Here is a 17,219-nt window from a genome sequence, read left to right as displayed (position 1 = left end):
CGGCCGGACAGCGCCTCACGGCCGTGCGCTTCGTCCCAGTCGGCCTCGCGCGGCTCGACAGCGACACGCACCGGCCCGCCGCCGGGGTACGCGGGCCCGGCGGTGGGCCGGAACGCGGCGAAGTCGGTGTTCTCGCGGGCCGACCTGGGAGAGGTCGCGGGCGTACGGCCAGAGGTTGGGATAAGCGGTCAGCGGCCGTTCGCCGATCCCGGCGCGCGGGTTGTGCAGCAGGTCGTATCTGGCCGGCACCACCCACAGCTGCACGTCGGACTCGGTGAGGCGATCGCCGAACAGGTACCGCCGGCCGGCCAGGCGCGCGTCGAACCGGTCCAGCGCGGCGAGCACCCGGCGCCGCAGCACCTCGTAGTCCTCCTGTGCCGAGGCCCTGGCCACCAGGTGCACGCCCTGGCTGAGATCGCGGGCGATCTCCTCGTCCAGGGTCTCGATGTCGTCGCGCAGGTCCTCGGGAAACAGGTCGGCGGTGGCCCACTCGGCGAACTGGGTGCCGAGGTCGACGGGGATGTCGGGGAAGTAGTTGCTGACAATGCGGTTCGTCCGCCGGTCCCACAGCACCGGGACGGAGATGTGGCCGGGATAACCGGGCTCGGTGGCCTCGTAGGCCTCGGCGAGGAGCGTGAAGCCGTTGACCGGGTCGGGCCCGCGCCGCTCGCGGAACGCCCAGCCGCGCACGTCCCGCTCGTCGTCGACATGGGACAGCGAGACGACGTCCCGCAGTCCGGCCAGGTCACGCACGATCGCGGCGCGCTGTGCCCAGGGGCACGTGTACGACACATAGAGGTGTTGACGCGCTCCCCGGCCTGAAGGCCGGGGATTCAGCCCGTGCCGCGCGTTCACGTGACACCTCTGGGGCTTCCTGCTTCCTCGCGCTGTGCCAGGTCAGGGCCTGGTCTTACCCGCGCTCCACAGGCGTTTGGTCTCTCCGCCCGTCCGGCGGCGAGGATGTTCTTGGCGGCGTTGACGTCCCGGTCGTGGACCGCCCCGCAGGGGCAGGTCCACTCCCGGACGTCCAGTCTCCGGCCTGCACGCTCACTTGGTTTTCGTGACCACGTTCCGGCATCGGGTGTTCACCGGGGCACACCTGGAGCGCATGGAGCAGATCATGCGGGACGTCTGCGCGGACTTCGAATGCGAACTGGCCGAGTTCAACGGCGAGGCCGGCCACGTGCACCTGCTGGTGAACTTCCCGCCCAAGGTCGCCCTGTCCCGCCTCGTCAACTCGTTGAAAGGGGTGTCCTCCCGGCGGATGCGCGATCCGCCTGACGGCGAATCGGCTTTGCCTGCCCCGCTACGCGGGAGAGTCCGCTTCACCCCCGGCCTGAAGGCCGGACCACTGCGGACCAATCCGGTAGCGGCCGGGCTCGGCCGGGTGGCCGCTGGAGCCGTCGGCGGTGATCCGGCCCCGGAACGGGTAGAGCGGCCCCGGACGGTCGGTCCGGCCCGGCCCGTACGGGCCGTGGGCGGCCACGTCGGAGGGACTGGCGTACGCGGGTGCCCGGGTGGTCATGAGGTCTCCTTTCGTACGGAAGCAGTCACGAGGCCACCGACTCGAGCCGCTCGCCGGCGGCGTACGCCGAGGCGGGACGGGCGAGGCCGTAGTTCTCGCGCAGCGTCCGGCCCTCGTACTCGGTCCGGAACAGTCCTCTGGCCCGCAGTTCGGGTACGACCTGGTCGACGAAGTCCTCCAGACCTCCCGGCAGGACCGGCGGCATGATGTTGAATCCGTCCGCCGCGCCGTTCTCGAACCACTCCTGGATCTCATCGGCGATCTGTTCCGGCGTACCGACCACGACCCGGTGGCCGCGTCCGCCGGCCAGGCGGACGAGAAGCTGCCGCACGGTCAGGTTCTCCCTGCGGGCGAGGTCGAGGACCAGCCGCCGGCGGCTCTGCGCCCCCTCCGTGTCCGCGGACACCTCCGGCAGGGGCCGGTCCAGCGCGTCCGGGGACAGGTCGATGCCCACGAGATGGGACAGCTGCGCCAGGCCGTAGTCGGGGATGATGAGGTCGTTCAGCTCCTTCTCCAGCCGCAGCGCCTCGCGCTCGGTCGACCCGATGATCGGGGAGAGGCCGGGCAGGATCAGCAGCTCGCCGGGGCCTCTGCCGTGCCGCGCGACGCGGCGCTTCAGATCGGCGTAGAACTCCTGGCCGTCGGCGAGGGTCTGCTGGGCGGTGAAGACGGCCTCCGCGTGACGCGCGGCGAACTCCTTGCCGTCTTCGGAGGACCCGGCCTGGACCAGCAGTGGACGGCCCTGCGGGGGGCGGGAGGTGTTGAGCGGCCCGCTCACCTGGAAGTACCGGCCCGCGTGCTCGATCGGGTGGATCTTCTCGGTGTCGGCGTACACGCCCGCGCGGCGGTCGCCGACGACGGCGTCGTCCTCCCAGCTGTCCCACAGCTTGGTGACCACCTCGAGGAACTCGTCCGCCCGTGCGTAACGATCGGCGTGAGCCGGCCGCTCGACGCCGAAGTTGTGCGCCTCGGCCTCCCCCGCGGAGGTCACGATGTTCCACCCGGCCCGGCCCCCGCTGATGTGGTCCAGGGAGGCGAACCAGCGGGCGACGTGGAACGGCGCGTTGTACGTGGTGGAGACCGTGGCGATCAGGCCGACGTGGTCGGTGACCGCCGCCAGCGCCGACAGCAGGGTGAGGGGTTCGAGCCCGCCGAGCGCGTTGTGCCGGACGTCGCCCCGCAGGGCCAGCCCGTCGGCGAGGAAGACCGAGTCGAGCCTGCCCCGCTCGGCGATCCGGGCGAGCCGCTGGTAGTGCCGGACGTCGGTGAGGTGGGCGGGTTCGGCGCGTGGGTGGCGCCAGGCCGCCTCGTGGTGTCCCACGCCCATGAGGAAGGCGTTCAGACGCAGCTTCCGGGTCATCAGACGGTCCTCCAGGTCGAGAAACGACGCTCCACGCGGAGCAGGAGCAGGTTGAACAGCAGACCGAGCGCGGAGATCGTGATGATCCCGGCGTACATGTCGGGGATGCGGAAGTTGAACTGGGAGTCCTGGACCAGGTAGCCGAGCCCGGCCTTGGCTCCGACCATCTCGGCGAAGAGCAGGACGAGGATGGAGTGGGCCCCCGCCATCCGGATGCCGGTGAAGATCGTGGGTACGGCGGCCGGCAGGATCACCTTCTGGAACAGGCGCAGCGGCCCGAGCCCCATGGAACGGGCCGACTTGACCAGCAGCGGCTCGACGGTCCGCACGCCGCTGATGGTGTTGAGCAGGATCGGCCACGAGCAGGCGTAGAAGACAAAGACGATCTTCGACGGCTCGCCCAGGCCGAGGATCAGGATGAACACGGGCAGCAGCGCCACAGCGGAGGTGTTGCGGAACAGTTCGAGCACCGGGTTGAGGAAGTCGGCGACCGGCCGGTACCAGCCGATGGCCAGCCCGAGGGGGATGGTCACCGCGATGGCCAGGCCGAACCCTCCGAGCGAGCGGATCAGTGACGCCTCGAAGTGCTGGGCGAGCTGCCCGCCGAGGAGCAGGTCCCACCAGGCGAGCAGGACCTGTGACAGCGGCGGCACGAACACGGGATCGACCAGGCCGGCTCTGGGCAGCACCTCCCAGGCTCCGGCAAGCAGCACCAGAGCGAGCGTCCGCCGCAGAAGCAGCGCCGTCCACGGCGCGGCCCGGGCGAGAAGGCGCGCACGCCGGCGTGCCCCGCCGTACACGGCCTGGGCACCTTTGGCCTGGGCACCCTGGGCCTGGGCACCCTGGGCCTCGGCATCCCCGGCGTCGGCGCCTCCGGCATCGGTCGTCGCGGGGACCCGGGGGGTGGTGAGCGCGTCAGCCACAGGCCCGCTCCTGTTCGTGCTCCTGCTCGCGGGCGGCGGCGACCTCGTCGCGCAGCAGGGTCCAGACGTGGTGGCGGTATTCGCCGAAAGCCGGGTCGGCGCGCAGGTCCCCCTCACGGGAGTCGAACCGGACGTCGAGCACGTGCTTGACGCGGCCGGGCCGGGAGGTCATCACCGCCACCCGCTGCCCCAGATAGACGGCCTCGTCGATGCCGTGGGTGATGAACACCACGGTCTTGCCGGTCTTCTGCCAGATGTGCAGCAGTTCCTCCTGCAGCGACTCCCGGGTCTGGGCGTCGAGCGCGGCGAACGGCTCGTCCATGAGCAGCACCTCCGGGTCGCACGCCAGGCTGCGCGCGATCGCCACGCGCTGGCGCATGCCTCCGGACAGCTCGTGCGGGTACCGATGTTCGAACCCGGCCAGCCCGACCAAATCCAGGTGGTGCCGGGCGCGTTCCGTGCGCTCCCGCCTCGGCACGCCTTTGGCCTCCAGCCCGAATTCGACGTTCGCCAGGGCCGTACGCCAGGGGAACAGCGCGTACTGCTGGAAGACCACCCCCCGGTCCGTGCCGGGCCCGTCGATGGGCCGGCCGTCGATGAGGATCTGCCCGGTGGTCGGCGTGGCGAGGCCGGCGACCAGGTCGAGCAGGGTGGACTTGCCGCATCCGCTGGGGCCGACCAAAGCGAGGAACTCCCCCGCGCGCACGTCGAGGTCGACCTCCTGGAGGGCGGCGAACGTCCGACCGGATTCCCGGACCGGGAAGACTTTGCCGACGCCGCGCAGGCCGATCTTCACGGGTGCGGCGGACGCCTCGGCGAGGTTGTGCTCGGCGACGTTCACGGTCATGCGGCGCCTCCCGTACCGAAGGGGTTGAACGCGTTGGTGTAGAGGTCGGAGAGCCGCACCTGGCCGGGCTTGATCTCGCCTTCGCGCTGCAGCCAGTCGATCCAGGTCTGGAACTCCCGGGGGGCGATCAGACCACCCTTGCCGTGCACCCCGCTGCTCTTCCAGAACCCGACGGTCGTGGCGTCCTCGTTGCGGTGGCGCCTGGCGATGATCTGCTTGTATCTGGCGATCACCTCGTCGCGGGAATGGGTCCGCGTCCAGTCGATCGCCTTGGCGAAGGCCTCGACGAACCTGCGGGTCGTGGCCGGGTTGCGCTCGATGAACCGCCTGGTGAGCACGACGCTGCCGGCGGTGAAGGAGCCGAACAGGTCGACGTCCTTGAACAGCGGGTGGATGCCGCCGCGCTCCAGCGCCTTGTCGCGCAGCACGCCCGACAGTGCGGCCACGTCGATCTGCCCCTGGCGCAGCGCCTGTTCCGTGTTGACCGGCGGCACGACGACGAGCTGGACCTTCTCGATCTCCTGCGGGGTCAGGCCGCCGCGGCGCAGATACTCCTTGAGCGCGGCCTCCAGATGGGCTCCCAGGGTGTTCACGCCGATCTTCTTGCCGATCAGGTCGCGCGGCCCCTTGATGGTGGACCCGTCGGCGACGTAGTAGCCGATATAGCTGTCGGCGTCGCTGCCGTAGTAGCCGATCACCGCCTTGATCGGAGCCCCCGCTCCGACCAGCTTGATGATCGCGCCGTTGAAGGCGCCGCCGAAGTCGGTCTGGCCGGTGGCGACCGACTGGATGTCCTGGGGCCCGGAGATGGTGTTGCCGACCCACTTGAGTGTGATGTTCCCGAGATAGCCCAGATCCTGGGCCAGCTCGGGGAAGGTGACCGCGCCGACGCTGCCCTGGTAGCGCAGCTCGGTGACCTCCGGCCCCGCCCCCGCCGATCCGGAGGCGGAGCCGCAGCCGGCGGCGAGGGCGACGGCCAGTGCGACGGACAGAAGAGCACGGGTGGTTCTGGTCACGACCGATCCTTGTGGAGGACGGGTTCGCACGCGCGAAGAGGCCGGGCGAACCGGGGGATGTGAGCGCGGGCGTCGTCGGCCGCACGCGGGAACGCGGGAGAGGTTCCGGGCCGGGTGGGGGCGCGGGTCGCGCGTCCCCCGGCCGGCAGGGCCGGGGGATCCGCGCGGCGGGTCTCCGCTCAGGCGGCCACCGGCGAGAAGGCGCCGGCGTCGCCCTTGATCACGACGCTGGTGTCGCCGTCGATGCCCACCGGGATGTCGCCGGCCACCGTGATGCGGTGGAGCCGGCGCGGCCGGTCGTCGTAGTCCGCCACGGCGTAGTGCTGCGTGGCCCGGTTGTCCCAGATGGCGATGTCGCCGTCGCGCCAGGTCCACCGCACGGTGTTCTCGAGGCAGGTGATGTGCCGCTGCAGCAGGGCGAACAGGTCCTGGAAATCGGCGCTGCTCAGGCCGGTGAACGACCGGACGAAGTGGCCGAGCAGCAGGGACGGCTCGCCGGTCTCGGGGTGGATGCGGACGACGGGGTGCTCGGTTTCGAACTCGACGCTGCGGAACTCCTCGCGGTACTCCTCCTCCTTGACGTCGACCCCGCCGATCAGCGGGCGCTGCTGGGCGTAGTCGTAGAGGTTGGAGTGCACCGCGCGCAGCCGGCCGACCAGCGCCTGCAGGCCGGGGTGCAGCCGCCGGTACGCCTCCACCGTGTTGGCCCACACCGTGGTCCCGCCGTAGGGCGGCAGCGTGATGGCGCGCAGCACGCTGATGGCCGGGATCCGGTCGACGAAGGTCACGTCGGTGTGCCAGCTGTTGGCCTTGCCCCGCTCGGAGTCGATCGGGAGGACGGCCTGGCCGTCACCGGTCACCGTCGGGTGCGGCTTGGTGACGGTGCCGAGCAGCGTGGTGAAGGCGAGCTGGTCGGCGTCGGTGGCGTGCTGCTGGTCGCGCAGGAAGACCACGCGGTGGCGGAGCAACGCGGCGCGCAACTCCGCGACCGCCGCGGGGCCGACCTCGCCGCCCACCCGGATGCCCCCGACGACGGCGCCGATCACCCCGCCGACCTGTGTGACCTCGATGTGCTGGTAGGAGTCGCCGATGCCGCCGAGCGTCTCGGAGTCGTGAAGCCGGGTCATGGACCGACACCTTTCGAGGGGAGCGATTTGTGCGGGATCACCCCCAGAGTGCAGTCCAGACAAAGAAGAAGTCAACTATTCCTGTAGGTTGAATAGGAAATTACCTCAGCAGTGGGAGGAGCGTGTCGCCCTGGCGCTTGATCTCCGGCAGGTAGGGAGTGTCGGAGAGCACGAAGTGGGTGATGCCGAGGGCCTCGTACTTGCGCAGCGACTTCGCCACGTCCTCGGCCGAGCCGACCAGCCAGGTGGTCCCGGCGCCACCTCCGCCGAACCTGCCGGGGGTGGTGTAGAGGTTGTCGTCGAGCACCTCGCCCCGCGCGGCCAGCTCCAGCAGCCGCTGCTGGCCGACGGCGGCGTGCCGGTTCGGGTCGCGGGTGATGACGCCCTGCGCCATCTCCGCCACCTTGGCCTCGGCGTCGGCCCAGGCCTGTTCGGTGGTGGCGCGCACCAGCGTGGTGACGCGCAGCCCGAACTCCAGCGGAGGAAGCTCGCGCCCGAGCCGCTCGCCGAGCCGCCTGAGTCTCTCGATCCGCTCGGCGACGCCGTCGAGCGGCTCGCCCCAGAAGAGCTGCACGTCGGCCTCGGTCGCGGCCACCCTCTCCGCGGCCCCGGAGGCGCCGCCGAAGTACAGCCTGGGGTGCCTGCGCTCCCCCCGGACGACCGGTCGCGGCACCACAGTGGAGCCGGTGACACCGAAGTGATCACCGTGGTAGGTGACGTTCTCCTCGGTCCACAGGCGGCGCACGATCCGCATGAACTCCCTGGTGCGGGCGTAGCGGTGGGCCTGGTCGCCCTCACTGTCGCCGTACGCCGCCAGGTCGTCCTTGCCCGACACGATGTTGACCAGCACTCGCCCTCCGGTGAGACGGTCCAGGGTCGCGGCGGCGGAGGCGAAGTTGGCCGGACGCCAGTAGCCGGGCCGGATCGCGATCAGCGGCTGGAACGTCGTCGTACGCGCGGCCAGCGCGGCGGCGACCGTGAAGGTGTCGGGACGCCCCCAGCCGGTGCCGATGAGCGCCCCGCCCCAGCCGTGCTCCTCCAGAGCTCTGGCGTGGTCGGTGAGGGTCTCCAGGCTGTTGTGGTTCTCGACGACGTCGTCGCCGCGGTGCCCGGGCTGGTTCTGGTTGGGGATGTACCACAGGAACTCGAGGCTCATCGGCGGGTCTTCCTGTTCGTTGCTGTCGACGACGCGGGCAAACATGACCTGTGACTCAGATCACCCTTAACCCTAGTGTTCATGTAGGTAAAGTGTAGTTTGTGATCGGGTTGGTTCGGCACTCCAGGCGCGAGATCGACTTCGCCTTCTTCGCCGGCGCGCTGTGTCAGCGCTGACGGGCTCTGTCGCCGTTCTCGGGTAGGTGCCCGCGTCGGCGGCCAGGCCGCAATGTCGGCATGGCTCCGCGCCATGCCCACCCGCGCATCCCGTGGTGGTGCGCGCCCCTCTTCCCTCTCCCCACGCCGCCTGTCGCGTGCCCTCCGAGCACGCCGCGTGCCCTACCAGCACAAGGAACGTTCATGTCCGACCTTCGCAGTGCAATCGAAAGCGCCACCCCGAGGCGCAGGAGGTGGCCCTGGGTCGCCGGCGCCGTCGCCGTCCTCCTGGTCGCCGGGAGCGGATTCGCCCTCACCCGCGGTGACGGCGCCCCCGGCCGGGCCGCGACCGCGGGCACGCCCGTCCGCGGCGGCACGCTGCAGTTCGCCCTCATCGACTACCAGCGCAGCCCGGACCCGCAGTGGGGGACCAACTACGCCGAGTCGCTCATCGGGAACAACATCACCGACAAGCTGACCTGGCAGGACCCGGAGACCGGCGAGATCACCCCGTGGCTGGCGCAGTCGTGGGAGTACGACAAGGACCTCACCGAGTTCACCTTCCACCTGCGCGAGGACGTCACCTTCAGCGACGGCACCCCGTTCGACTCCGCGGTGGTCAAGGCCAACTTCGACCAGTACGTGCACGGCGACGAGAAGCTGGGCGTCAACCCCAACGGCGCCGTCCTGCTGCCCGGCTACATCGAGACGCGCACCCCCGACCCGCACACCGCCGTCGTCCGCTTCGAGAAACCGCTCGCGAGCTTCCTGCAGGCCTCGTCGTTCACCGCCAACGCCCAGCCCGGGTTCCTGTCGCTGTCGACGCTGAAGCTGAGCGCGGAGGAGCGGACGGACCCGAAGAAGGTGATCGGCACCGGTCCCTTCGTGTACGAGTCGTGGCAGCCGCAGGTCAGGACCGTCCTGGTCAGGCGCAAGGGCTACAACTGGGCGCCGCCGGCGCTCAAGCACAAGGGCGAGGCATACCTCGACAGGATCGTCTTCAACACGATCCCGGAAGCCAGCGTCCGGACGGGCTCGCTGACGTCCGGCGCCGTCGACGCCACCCTCGACGTGGGCACCACCGACGAGAAGCCGCTGGCCGACCAGGGCTTCAAAATCATCCACAGAGGCGTCTCCGGCACCGCCATCTTCTTCAACTTCAACTCGCAGCTCTTCCCGACCGACGACATCGCGGTACGCAGAGCGATCCAGCTCGGCTGGGACCGCGACGCGATCAGGAAGACGGTGCTCACCGCCTCCTACTCCGTGGCGACCTCGGTGCTCGCCCCGTCGGTCCCCGGGTACGCGGACTACAGCGGCTCGGTGCTGCGGTACGACCCCGAGAAAGCCGGGCGCCTCCTCGACGAGGCCGGCTGGAAGCGGGGCCCGGACGGCATCCGGGTCAAGGACGGCAGGAAGCTCGTGGTCAAGCTGCTCGGCATCAGCAACCTGGTGGTCAACAAGCCGGCGTACGAGTCGATCCAGCAGGACCTGAAGAAGATCGGCGTCGACCTGGAACTCACCGTCGTCCCGATCCCGGACTACACGGCCCAGCTGGCCAAGGCGAAGACCGACTGGAACATCACCGCCGCCAACCGCTCGCGCAACGACCCCGCGGTCCTCAACCTCCAGTACGGCCCGCGTCTCGGCAACGGCTCCTTCGTCACGAAGGACTCCCCCGGCATCGACGTGGACGACGTCACGCGGACCCTGGGCAAGCTGGAGCTCACCCTCGACCCGGTCACGCGCGCGCAGTACGCCAAGGCGGCCCAGGACCTCCTGCTCGACAAGTACGCGCTGGTGAACCCGGTCTACAACCCCTCGCAGGTGATCGCCCACGCGGACTACGTCCACGGGATCGTCTTCGACGCCCAGTCCCGCAACCACTTCGTGGACACGTGGAAGAGCAACGGCAGGTGACGGGCCCCGCCACCGAGGAAGGAGCGTCGTGCTGCGCTACCTGGCGCTGAAGATCGGCCGGGCTCTGTTCGTGGTCTGGGCCGCGTTCACCCTGACCTTCGTCCTGCTGTTCGTGCTGCCGGCCGACCCGGTGGATCTGCTCTTCGACCCCGCCGAGGTCAACGCAGTGCCGCCGGAGGTCCGCGAGCAGGTGGCGGCGAACTACGGCTTCGACAGGCCGGTGCTCCTGCAGTATCTGGCCCGGCTGGGACACGCGCTGACCGGCGACTTCGGCGCCTCGGTGCAGTCGGGCCGGCCGGTCGTCGCCACGATCCTCGACGTGCTGCCGAGCACCCTCGTCCTCGCGGCCGGCGCCCTCGCGCTGGCGCTGCTCATCGCCTTCGTGATCGCGCTCGCCGCGACCGCGACCCGCCGCGCGTGGGTGCGGAACCTGGCCGAGGCGCTGCCGTCGGGCGCGGTCTCGGTGCCGGTCTTCCTCTCCGGAATCCTGATGCTGCAGATCTTCTCGTTCCGGCTCGGCTGGTTCCCGGCCTTCGGTGACAGGGGCGCGCGAAGCCTCGTCCTGCCGCTCGTCACCCTGGCCGTCCCGGTGTCGGGCCCGATCGCGCAGCTCCTCGTCCGCAGCTTCGCGGCCGAGTTCCGCTCCGGCTACGTGACGACGAGCTGGGCGAAGGGGGCGACCCGCGGCGGCATCATCGTCCGCGACGTCTTCCGCAACGCCGGGCTGCCCGCGCTCACCATCGCCGGCATCACGTTCGGCAACCTGATCGCCGGCTCGGTCGTCACCGAGACCGTCTTCGCCCGCCAGGGCGTCGGCCGGATGATGCAGGCGGCGATCAACACGCTGGACGTCCCGCTCGTGCAGGGGGTCGTCGTGCTCGTCGCCGCCGGTTTCGCGCTGATCAACCTGATCGTCGACCTGATCTACCCGCTGCTGGACCCGCGGCTGCGGGCCACGCTCGCCGTCGGCTGAGCCGGGCGTGAGGAGGAAGTGATGACCGTCGAACTCGACGCGTTCGCGGCGGGCCACCGGCCCGGCCTCGCCCGCCCGCTCGTCAGGCGCCTCGGGGAGCTCACCCGGCGGCCGATCCTCGTGGCGTCGTGGATCGTCGTGCTGGTCGTGATCGGCTGGGCGATCGCCCCCGGCCTGTTCACCTCGTACGGCCCCTATGACGGCGACACCGCCGCGAGCTTCGTGCCGCCGAGCGCGGAGCACTGGTTCGGCACCGACCGGCTGGGCCGCGACCTGTTCGCCAGAAGCGTGTACGGCGCGCAGACGACCCTGACCGCGACCCTGCTGGCCGTCCTCATCGCCTTCGGCGTCGGCACGCTGGTCGGGCTGGTCGCCGGCTTCTCCGGAGGAGTCGTGGACACCGCGATCATGCGGGTGGCCGACGTGTTCCTGGCGATCCCCAGCCTGCTGCTCGCGATGGTGGTGGTCTCCGTCCTGGGCTACTCCACACAGAACATCGCCCTGGCGGTCGGCATCTCCTCCATCGCGTCGTTCGCCCGGGTGATGAGAGCCCAGGTGCTCGCGGTCGTGACCCAGGACTACGTCAGAGCGGCGTACGGCCTCGGTGTCGGCCGGTTGGGCGTGATGCTCCGGCACGTCGTGCCTAACGCGCTCAGCTCGGTGATCGCGCTGGCGGCGCTGGAGATCGGAACGGCCGTGCTCGCCGTCGCCTCGCTCGGCTTCCTCGGCTACGGAGCGCCGCCGCCGCAGCCGGAGTGGGGCCTGCTGGTGGCCGAGGGCCGCGACTACGTGGCGGTCCACCCCTGGGCCTCGATCATGCCCGGCGTGGCGCTCGCGATCGTCGTCATCGCCACCCACCGCATCAGCACCTCCTACCGGAAGGACCACGGCCGATGACGGACGCACACGAGGAGAGGCGGGACCCGCTGCTGCGGATCACCGGCCTCGTCGTCGACTACCGGGCGGGACGCCGCCAGTGGACGCCCGCCGTCCGCGGCGCGGACCTGCACGTCGGGCCGGGCGAGTTCGTCTCGCTCGTCGGAGAGTCCGGCTCGGGCAAGACCACCCTGGTCCAGGGAGCGCTCGGCCTGCTGCCGGAGTCCGCGCGGATCCGGGCCGGCTCGATCGCCTACTCCGGCGTCGACGTCACGGGCTGGAACGACCGGCGGATGGCGTTGGTGCGGGGCAACTACGTGGGCTTCATCCCCCAGGACCCGAACACGTCGCTGAACCCGTCCAAGAGGGTCGGGCGGCAGGTGATCGAGGCGGTCCGCTTCAACGAGCCCGGAACGCGCGACGCCGCACGGCACAGGGACGCAGCGCTGGAAAGCCTGCGCACCGCCGGGCTCAAGGACGCCGAGCGGGTGTTCCACCAGTACCCCCACGAGCTCAGCGGCGGCATGAAGCAGCGTGCGCTCATCGCGATCGCCCTGGCGGGCAAACCGAAGATCATCGTGGCCGACGAGCCCACCAGCGCGCTCGACGTCACCGTCCAGAAGGTCATCCTCGACCATCTGGTGCGGCTGCGCGAGGAGCTCGGCATCGGCGTTCTCCTGGTCACCCACGACCTCGGCGTCGCGCTCGACCGCTCGGACCGGATCCTCGTCATGCGCGACGGCGAGATCGTGGAGGAGGGCCCGGTCCGCCGGGTGCTGGAGAACCCGGCCGGTGACTACACCCGCGGGCTGCTCGACGCGGCGCCCGCCCGGCACGCCGGCCGGCTGGAGCCCGCCTCCGGCGCGCGCCCGGTCTCCGCCGCCGCGCCGGAGGTGCTGCGGGCGCGCGAGCTCACCAAGACCTACCGGCTGCGCGGCCGGGGTCCCACGCGTGAAGTGCGGGCGCTGGACGGCGCCGATCTGGTCGTACGCGAGGGCACCACGCACGCGATCGTCGGCGAGTCCGGCGCGGGCAAGTCGACGCTGGCGAGCATCCTGGCCCGTTTCACCGTCCCCGACCACGGCACGGTGCACCTCGGCGACCGGGAGCTGACCGGCCTGTCCCGCAGGCGGCTGCGGGAGGTCCGCAGGGACCTGCAGTTCGTGTTCCAGAACCCGTTCACCTCGCTCGACCCGCGGTTCACGGTGGGCGAGATCGTGGCCGAGCCGCTGCGCGCCTTCGGTCTGACGCCCGGCAGGCGGGAACGGACGGCCCGCGTGATCGAACTGCTGAAGGCGGTCGCCCTGGACGAGAGCCACCTGCGCCGGCTGCCGAGCCAGCTGTCCGGAGGCCAGCGGCAGCGCGTCGCGATCGCGCGGGCGCTGGCGCTCAACCCCCGGATCCTGGTGCTCGACGAGGCGGTGAGCGCGCTGGACGTGTCGGTCCAGGCCCAGATCCTGCGGCTGCTGGTCGACCTGCAGGCCGAGTACGGCCTCAGCTACGTGTTCGTGACCCACGACCTCGGCGTCGTACGCCTGATCGCCGACGACGTCACGGTGATGAAGGACGGCGCCGTGGTCGAGACCGGCCCGGTCGAGCAGGTGTTCCGCTCGCCGCGGCACGAGTACACCCGGGAACTGCTGGAGGCGATCCCGGGAACCCGGTTCGCCGTCGCCGGCGCGCGCTAAGGAGATCCACCCGTGACACACCTGCACATCAACGTCAACATCCTCAACGCGGGCGTCTTCGGCGGCTCGTGGCGGTTTCCGGGCACCGACGGCACCGCGAGTTACGCGATCGAGCACTACGTCTCGATCGCGAAGAAGGCCGAGGCGGCCAAGCTCGACGCGGTCTTCCTGGCGGACGGCCCGTCGCTCGACCCCCAGATCAGGCACCGTACGGCCAACAATCTGGAACCCACGACCGTGCTGGCGCGGATCGCCGCGCACACCGAGCGGATCGGCCTGATCGGGACGCTGTCGTCGTCCTACAACGACCCGGCCGAGCTGGCGCGCCGCCTCGGCGACCTCGACCACGTCAGCGGCGGCCGCTTCGGCTGGAACGTGGTCACCACCGCGGGGGCCGTGGCGGCGCGCAACTTCGGCCGGGCCGGGGAACCCGGCCACGCACTGCGCTACCGCCGCGCCGCCGAGTTCACCGAGCGGGTCGTCGCCGCCTGGGCGGGCCGGACGGCCCTCGTCTCCCCGCAGGGCCGGCCGGTCGTGGTGCAGGCGGGCGGCTCCGGCGACGGCCGCAGGCTCGCCGCGCGGGTCGGCGAGGTGATCTTCTCCGCCGACCAGGACCTCGACCACGCCCGCGCGTTCCGCGCCGGGATCCGCGACGGCGCGGCCGCGTTCGGGCGGCGTCCCGAGGACGTCGTGGTCCTGCCCGGGCTGTCCACCGTCGTGGGCGGCACCGAGGCCGAGGCCAGGGCGCGGCGTGAGCTGCTTGACGAGATCCTCCCCGGCGAGTACGCCCGCAACCGGCTCGCGGCCCAGCTGGGCATTTCGCTCGACGGGCTGTCCGACGACGAGCCGATCCCGGCCGAGCTGCTGGTCGATCCCGACGAGGCCGGCGGCTCGCAGACCTTCTACCGGGTCGTCAAGACGATCACCGACAGGGAGCGGCCGACGCTCGGCCGGCTGCTGAAGAAGCTCTCCGGGGGCGGTGGTCACCGGATCGTCGTGGGGACGCCGGAGCAGATCGCCGACGACATCGAGCGGTGGTTCCGCGCCGGCGCGGCCGACGGGTTCAACGTGATGCCCGACGTGCTCCCGTCGGGCTTCGACGACTTCGCCGACCACGTGGTTCCCGAGCTGCGGCGTCGCGGCCTGTTCCGCACCGACTACGAGGGGACGACCCTTCGCGGCCACCTCGGGCTCGGTCTTCCCGCCGCCGGGCCGTACGAGCGCCGTCCCCTGGAGGCGGCCCTGTGAGCGGCCCGCGGCGACCCCGTCCCACAACCGAAAGTGATCTTCTCATGAGTACAGTCATCCAGCTCGCTCTCGCGGTCGGGGAACCGGCCGCCGGGCCGGCCGAAGGGCCGGCGCCGGTGTCGCTCGCCGACGCCGTCGCCGTCGCCGCGGCGGCGGAGGAGGCCGCAGTCGCGGCGATCCGGCTGCTCGACGGCGTGGCCGCGGGGCACGTCCTCGATCCGACCGTGGTGGGCGCCTACCTCGCCGGCCGCCACGACCGCGTCGGCTACGTCGCCGAGGTCCCGACGACGCACAACGCGCCGTACAACGCGGCACGCCGCGTGCTCTCCCTCGACCGGGCGACGGGCGGCCGGGCCGGCGTCGCGCTGCGGGCGGGCGACGGCGACGAGGTGAGCCAGGCCACGGCCCCGGACCCCGGCGCCGCCGATCCCGTCCGGCGCTGGGCGGAGTACGCCCAGGTGCTGACCCGGCTGTGGGAGTCGTTCCCGCGCGCGGCGCTGATCGGCGACCAGGAGGCCGGCGTCGTCGTGGACGACGCGCTCATCAGGGCGATCGACCACGAGGGCGCCTTCTACCGGGTCGCCGGCCCGCTGGACGGGCCTTCGTCGGCGCAGGGACGCCCGGTCGTCGTCGCCGACCTCGCCGACTTCGGGGGCCCCCTCGGCGTGACGGCGGTCGCGCGGTCCGCGGACGTCGTCGTGGTGGACCGGGAGCGGGCCGCCGGCGCGGACGCCGCGCTGACGGAGGCGCTGCGACGAGCCGGCCGGTCCCGGAAGGAGGTCGCGCTGCTCGGCCGGGTCGAGGTGGCCCCGGACGACGTGGCGAGCTCCCCGGCCGCCGCGGCTCTCCGTGACGGGCTCCGCGCCTGGGCGGGCGAGCACCGTCTGGACGGGTTCGAGCTGGCGCCCACGGGCGGCGCCGACGCGGTGATCGCCGCGCTCCGGGCGTTGCCGCCGCGGCTGACGGACGCCGCCGGACCGCCGTCCCCCGCCGCGCGCCCGCTCACCCTGAGGGCCGCGCTGGGCCTGCCCGAACTTTCGGCGGTGGCGGCGTGACCCCCCGGCAGGCCGGAACCGGCAGGATCGAGACACCACAGCCCGGCACGGCCGGCACCATCGCGGGGACGGTCGGGGGGACCGTCGCGGAGGTCTCCCCCGGCCATGCCGGCGACCACCCCGCCACCGGCGCCCGTGACGGCGACCACCGTGACGGTTACACCGTGGACGGCATCCGCGCCGCCGTCTCTCCCATCCTGCGGCGGCTGCGCGCGGGCGCCCGCGAGCGCGAGCTCACCCGCGCGTACGCGTTCGACGACGTCCGGGCGCTCGCCCGCGAGCGGATCACACTGATCGGCGTCGGCGTGGAGGACGGCGGCGCCGGCGGCACGGTGCGGGACGTGGCCGACCTGGTCGTCGCCATCGCGCGGGCCGATTCCAATGTGGCCCAGGCGCTGCGCAGCAGCTTTCTCACCGCCAACCATGTGGCGAGCCGGCGCGACCTGCCCAACCGGGCGGTGACCCTGCGGCGCCTGCGCGACGGCGACCTGTTCGCGGGCACCGCCAACGAGCGCAGCGGCGGAGCCAGCGGGTCGGTCGGCACCACCATCCGGCGTGACGGCGACGGATACGTCGTCAACGGCGAGAAGTACTACTCCACGGGCGGGCTGTACGCCTCGTGGTTCTCCGGACTCGCCAAGGACGAGGACGGGACCGTGCTGAACTTCACGGTGCCGGTGGACCGCGACGGCGTGGAGCGGCTCGACGACTTCGACGCGGTGGGCCAGCGGCTGACCGCGAGCGGCACCACCCGGCTGGTGAACGTGCGGGTCCGCGAGGACGAGGTCACGGTCCGCGACGTCGCCCTGCTCGACAACCCCTGGCTGGGCGCGTTCGCCCAGCTCTACCTGGCGGCGGTCGAGGCGGGAATCGCCGCCGCGGCGCTCGACGACGCGGTCTGGTTCGTCCGGGAGAAGGCCCGGCCGATCAAGCACAGCACGGCGGCCAGAAGCGTCGACGACCCCTACGTCCGCCAGACCGTGGGCGAGATCGCGGCCCGGGCCCAGGCCGCCCGGTCGGCGGTGCTGTTCGCCGCCGAAGCGGTGCAGAGCGTGCGCGGCCTGAGCGGCTCACGGGCCCGCGCGGCCGGCGCGGAGGCCTCGGTCACCGTGGCGCAGACCGGTGTGATCGCCATCGAGTCCGCACTGCGCGCCGCCGAGCTGCTCTTCGACGTCGCGGGCGGCTCGATCACCAACCGCGACCTCGGCTTCGACCGGCACTGGCGCAACGCCCGCACGGTCGCCAACCACAACCCGCGCCAGTGGAAGGCGGCCGTCGCGGGCGCCTACCACCTCACCGGGGAGGACCCGCCGACGAGCGGGCTCTTCTGACCTCGGGCTCTTCACGACA

Annotated in this window: 15 protein-coding genes and 2 pseudogenes; 8 read left to right on the top strand and 9 right to left on the bottom strand. The window is 71.7% G+C overall.

Annotation, left to right across the window (positions count from 1 at the left end; genetic code table 11):
- Window positions 1-15: 15 nt before the first annotated feature.
- Window positions 16-792 carry a glutathione S-transferase C-terminal domain-containing protein gene (locus AB0O28_RS14070; protein ID WP_363639903.1) on the bottom strand — a complete coding sequence of 259 codons (777 nt, stop codon included), beginning with the start codon at window positions 790-792 and terminating at the stop codon, window positions 16-18.
- Between the two features lie 59 nt (window positions 793-851).
- Window positions 852-1,031 (bottom strand): annotated as a pseudogene (locus AB0O28_RS14065) (zinc ribbon domain-containing protein); the annotation flags it as partial.
- Between the two features lie 8 nt (window positions 1,032-1,039).
- Here AB0O28_RS14065 and tnpA point away from each other — a divergent pair.
- Window positions 1,040-1,270 (top strand): annotated as a pseudogene (gene tnpA, locus AB0O28_RS14060) (IS200/IS605 family transposase); the annotation flags it as partial.
- Window positions 1,271-1,306: 36 nt separating this feature from the next.
- Here tnpA and AB0O28_RS14055 read toward each other — a convergent pair.
- From AB0O28_RS14055 to AB0O28_RS14025, 7 genes are all read right to left on the bottom strand, one after another.
- Window positions 1,307-1,525: a hypothetical protein gene (locus AB0O28_RS14055; RefSeq protein WP_363639901.1), complete on the bottom strand. Its 219-nt coding sequence runs from the start codon at window positions 1,523-1,525 to the stop codon at window positions 1,307-1,309.
- A 25-nt stretch (window positions 1,526-1,550) separates the two neighbouring features.
- A complete protein-coding gene (locus AB0O28_RS14050; RefSeq protein ID WP_363639899.1) occupies window positions 1,551-2,885 on the bottom strand; it encodes an LLM class flavin-dependent oxidoreductase in 1,335 nt (444 codons plus the stop codon).
- Entirely contained in the window at window positions 2,885-3,808 is a 924-nt protein-coding gene (locus tag AB0O28_RS14045) for an ABC transporter permease (RefSeq protein WP_363639897.1), read from the bottom strand. Before AB0O28_RS14045 ends, AB0O28_RS14050 begins: the two co-directional genes overlap by 1 nt.
- On the bottom strand, window positions 3,801-4,655 hold the full coding sequence (locus tag AB0O28_RS14040) for an ABC transporter ATP-binding protein (RefSeq protein WP_363639895.1): 855 nt from the start codon (window positions 4,653-4,655) through the stop codon (window positions 3,801-3,803). Before AB0O28_RS14040 ends, AB0O28_RS14045 begins: the two co-directional genes overlap by 8 nt.
- A complete protein-coding gene (locus AB0O28_RS14035; protein WP_363639893.1) occupies window positions 4,652-5,671 on the bottom strand; it encodes an ABC transporter substrate-binding protein in 1,020 nt (339 codons plus the stop codon). Before AB0O28_RS14035 ends, AB0O28_RS14040 begins: the two co-directional genes overlap by 4 nt.
- A 179-nt stretch (window positions 5,672-5,850) precedes the next feature.
- Complete coding sequence (locus AB0O28_RS14030) at window positions 5,851-6,798, bottom strand: TauD/TfdA family dioxygenase (protein ID WP_363639891.1); 948 nt, start codon at window positions 6,796-6,798, stop codon at window positions 5,851-5,853.
- 100 nt (window positions 6,799-6,898) lie between these two features.
- On the bottom strand, window positions 6,899-7,954 hold the full coding sequence (locus tag AB0O28_RS14025; protein WP_363639889.1) for an LLM class flavin-dependent oxidoreductase: 1,056 nt from the start codon (window positions 7,952-7,954) through the stop codon (window positions 6,899-6,901).
- A gap of 359 nt (window positions 7,955-8,313) precedes the next feature.
- Here AB0O28_RS14025 and AB0O28_RS14020 point away from each other — a divergent pair, with 359 nt between their 5' ends.
- The 7 genes from AB0O28_RS14020 to AB0O28_RS13990 are packed head-to-tail and all read left to right on the top strand — an operon-like array spanning window position 8,314 to window position 17,200.
- Window positions 8,314-10,029, top strand: coding sequence for an ABC transporter substrate-binding protein (locus AB0O28_RS14020; protein ID WP_363639887.1), 1,716 nt, complete (start codon window positions 8,314-8,316; stop codon window positions 10,027-10,029).
- Window positions 10,030-10,057: 28 nt separating this feature from the next.
- The gene (locus tag AB0O28_RS14015; protein WP_363639885.1) at window positions 10,058-11,002 is read left to right on the top strand and encodes an ABC transporter permease; all 945 of its coding nucleotides are present in this window, start codon (window positions 10,058-10,060) and stop codon (window positions 11,000-11,002) included.
- A gap of 21 nt (window positions 11,003-11,023) precedes the next feature.
- Window positions 11,024-11,899 (top strand): ABC transporter permease, encoded by an 876-nt coding sequence (locus AB0O28_RS14010; RefSeq protein WP_363639883.1) that lies wholly within the window; start codon window positions 11,024-11,026, stop codon window positions 11,897-11,899.
- On the top strand, window positions 11,896-13,566 hold the full coding sequence (locus AB0O28_RS14005) for an ABC transporter ATP-binding protein (protein ID WP_363639881.1): 1,671 nt from the start codon (window positions 11,896-11,898) through the stop codon (window positions 13,564-13,566). The genes AB0O28_RS14010 and AB0O28_RS14005 overlap by 4 nt, the downstream gene beginning before the upstream one ends.
- A gap of 12 nt (window positions 13,567-13,578) precedes the next feature.
- A complete protein-coding gene (locus AB0O28_RS14000; protein WP_363639879.1) occupies window positions 13,579-14,814 on the top strand; it encodes an LLM class flavin-dependent oxidoreductase in 1,236 nt (411 codons plus the stop codon).
- A 44-nt stretch (window positions 14,815-14,858) separates the two neighbouring features.
- The gene (locus tag AB0O28_RS13995; protein ID WP_363639877.1) at window positions 14,859-15,869 is read left to right on the top strand and encodes an LLM class flavin-dependent oxidoreductase; all 1,011 of its coding nucleotides are present in this window, start codon (window positions 14,859-14,861) and stop codon (window positions 15,867-15,869) included.
- Entirely contained in the window at window positions 15,866-17,200 is a 1,335-nt protein-coding gene (locus AB0O28_RS13990; protein WP_363639875.1) for an acyl-CoA dehydrogenase family protein, read from the top strand. Before AB0O28_RS13995 ends, AB0O28_RS13990 begins: the two co-directional genes overlap by 4 nt.
- Window positions 17,201-17,219 lie beyond the last annotated feature (19 nt).

Origin of the sequence: Microbispora sp. NPDC088329 (assembly GCF_040685655.1) — a bacterium.
Lineage (GTDB): Bacteria > Actinomycetota > Actinomycetes > Streptosporangiales > Streptosporangiaceae > Microbispora.
The sequence above is the reverse complement of the archived record's forward strand: the minus strand, read 5'-3'. Positions and strand labels throughout refer to the sequence as shown.